We start from the raw sequence: 2867 nt of genomic DNA, 5'->3' as shown, positions 1-2867 counted from the left end.
GACGACCTACCGTAGATCCCTTTTTGCCCCCTTCCGAGGATCTCCTTTTGAGCCAATTATTCTTCCCCCTTTCCACGCATAGAGCCTCCCCTTCTTTCGAGGCCTTACGACTCCGTTAGGAAGAGCCCCAATAAAGTGAATTTTTCGGCCTCAGAGGGAGGTCTACTTTGTCCGTAGAAGAGCATCTAATCTCCTTGCACTCTTCCTCCCTGCTTAGCGCCTCAAGTTCACAAAAGGGCTGTGTAGGTAGAAGCGCTTAGGGCTCAGCAGGTTCGATCTTTTCCTAGCGGTGGTGTTGCCGAAAACTTGACTACCTTTGAGCCTGTGATGTTTTTTACATTCCGATTGATTCACTGAAGGTTTTACGCCTCAATTCATTTAAATGACAAAGCTTTATTACAGCCTGCTGGTACTCCTACTCTCTGTGACCACGCTCTTCGCCCAACAAGGGACAGTCAAGGGTCAAGTCTATAGTACGAAGAGCAATGACCCACTAGCATTAGCTACCGTACGAGTACAAGGGACCAGCCTGGGCGCCAGGACAGACGTCGAAGGACGCTTTGTCATCTCGGGCGTGAAGCCTGGCTTCGTTCGCCTCATCGTCACGATGCTCGGCTATGAGACGACTACTTCGGCCGAAGTGCAAGTGGTGGGCAATCAGACCAGCTTCATCGACATCGGTATCGAGGAAGAATCCACCAACATAGCAGAGGTCGTCGTCCGCCCTAAGATGCGTCTCAAGCGGGCAGAAAGCCCCCTCTCGCTACAGACCCTTGGTATCAAGCAGATCGAGAAGAGCGCTGGTGCCAATAGAGATATCTCCAAGCTCGTACAGACGCTACCTGGCGTCGGAGCTACCGACCCGAATCGCAATGACCTCATCGTGCGAGGCGGGGGACCTTCGGAGAATGTCTTCTACCTAGATGGGATAGAGATCCCCGTGATCAACCACTTCTCTACCCAGGGAGCGTCCGGTGGTGTCGTCGGGATGATCAACCCCGACTTCGTCCGAGAGATCAGCTTCTACTCGGGTGCTTTCCCAGCAAGTCGGACCAATGCCCTTAGCTCGGTGATGGAGATCAAGCAGCGGGATGGCGATGCCGACCACATGCACCTCAAGGCATCAGTGGGCGCCTCTGACGCCGCTATCACCATAGAGGGGCCTCTGGGGAAGAAGTCCTCCTTCATCGCTTCGGCTCGCCAGTCCTATCTTCAGTGGCTATTCAAAGCGATCAAGCTCCCCTTCCTACCCACCTACAACGACTTCCAACTCAAGTACAAGCACCGATTCAATGCGCACAATGAGCTCACGATCCTGGGCATCGGAGCCATCGACAACATGAGCCTGAACACCCAACTACAGACCACCGGCACCGAGGTACAGCGCTACATCCTGAGCTACCTCCCCCAGTACAAGCAGTGGAACTACACCGTGGGCGCCGTGTACAAGCACTACGGGTCGGGGCACGTGGATAGCTGGGTGCTGAGTCGTAACATGCTACGCAATAGCAGCGTGAAGCATCAGAACAACGATACCGCTCTGCCCAAGCTCTCCGAATATCAATCCGATGAGACGGAGAGCAAACTACGCTATGAGCGTGTGTACACCACCCTACCCTTCAAGCTCAGCTTCGGTGCAGGGCTACGCTACGCAGACTACCGCAATCGAGACGAGCGACTCACCTATCGGTCGGGACAGTAGTACCGCTCTCCTACGACGCACATATCAGGCTACTAGCCTACTCGGCCTTCGCTCAAGCCTCCGACGAATACCTAGACAAGCGACTCAAGCTGGCCCTCGGAGTCAACCTCGTGGGTAATACGCTCAACTCAGCCATGAGCAATCCCTTGCCTCAGCTCTCTCCTAGATTTTCAGCTTCGTTCGCCCTCACCGACGACATCGACCTGAATGCTAACTTCGGACGCTACGCCATGCAGCCCTCCTACACGAGCATGGGCTACCGTGCCCCCGACGGGACCTACCCCAACAAGCCACGCCTACGGTACATCATGTCAAACCAAGCCGTGCTCGGCGCCGAGTACCACCCAGGGGAGTATCTGCGCTTCTCGGCTGAAGGATTCTACAAGTCCTATAGCGCTTACCCAATCTCCGAGGCAGAGGGTATCAGTCTAGCGAGCAAGGGGACGGAGTACGGGCAGGTGGGAGCCGAGGCGGTGCTATCCACAGGGCAGGGGCGTGCCTATGGGGTCGAAGTCGTGGCTCGCCTCATGCCTTGGCATCAGTTCTCAGCGACAGCTACCTACACGCTATTCCGAAGCGAATTCACCGACAAGACCGGTATCTACCGCCCTTCCTCCTGGGATACGAGACAGATGCTCAACCTGCTGATCAGCTACCGTATGGGCAAGAGCTGGTATCTCTCCGCCTCCTGGCGCTACAGCGGTGGAGCGCCCTACACCCCGATTGATATGGAGCTCTCGACGAACAAGGTAGCTTGGGCGGTCACCAATCGAGCCTACCCCGACTACACGCAGTTCAATACGCTACGCCTGCCCGCCAAGCATCAGCTCGACCTGCGTCTGGACAAGGAGTTCTACTTCAAGCGCTGGATGCTCAACCTCTACCTAGACGTACAGAATGCCTACCTGAGTAGCTACGTCAGCGCCCCCGTCTACACCAACCGAGATACCTCAGGGCGAGTAATGGATCACCCCACTGATCCTGAGCGTCAGCAGATTCGTCAGCTCGACTACTACAGCAAGCTCATCCTCCCCACCCTCGGCCTGATCGTCAAGCTCTGATCGATTCACCCTCCTTCAGTTCCGACACTCGCCCTCCTGAGTGGTGGGATGGACAGCTCTTAGACAGCCCCAAAATAAAACCTACTGTGGGTCGTCTCGACGAC

The 2867-nt window shown here is 55.7% G+C and carries 2 protein-coding genes; both read left to right on the top strand.

The annotated features are described in order from the left end of the window. Nucleotides 1–382 precede the first annotated feature (382 nt). Nucleotides 383–1702 (top strand): TonB-dependent receptor, encoded by a 1320-nt coding sequence (locus HMPREF1556_RS08810; protein WP_021666918.1) that lies wholly within the window; start codon nucleotides 383–385, stop codon nucleotides 1700–1702. Nucleotides 1703–1725: 23 nt separating this feature from the next. Continuing rightward, the gene (locus HMPREF1556_RS08805; RefSeq protein ID WP_232299038.1) at nucleotides 1726–2763 is read left to right on the top strand and encodes a TonB-dependent siderophore receptor; all 1038 of its coding nucleotides are present in this window, start codon (nucleotides 1726–1728) and stop codon (nucleotides 2761–2763) included. The last annotated feature ends 104 nt before the right edge of the window (nucleotides 2764–2867 follow it).

This window comes from Porphyromonas sp. oral taxon 278 str. W7784 (assembly GCF_000467855.2).
GTDB lineage: Bacteria > Bacteroidota > Bacteroidia > Bacteroidales > Porphyromonadaceae > Porphyromonas.
Note: the sequence above shows the minus strand (reverse complement) of the source record. Positions and strands in the feature narration are given on the sequence as shown.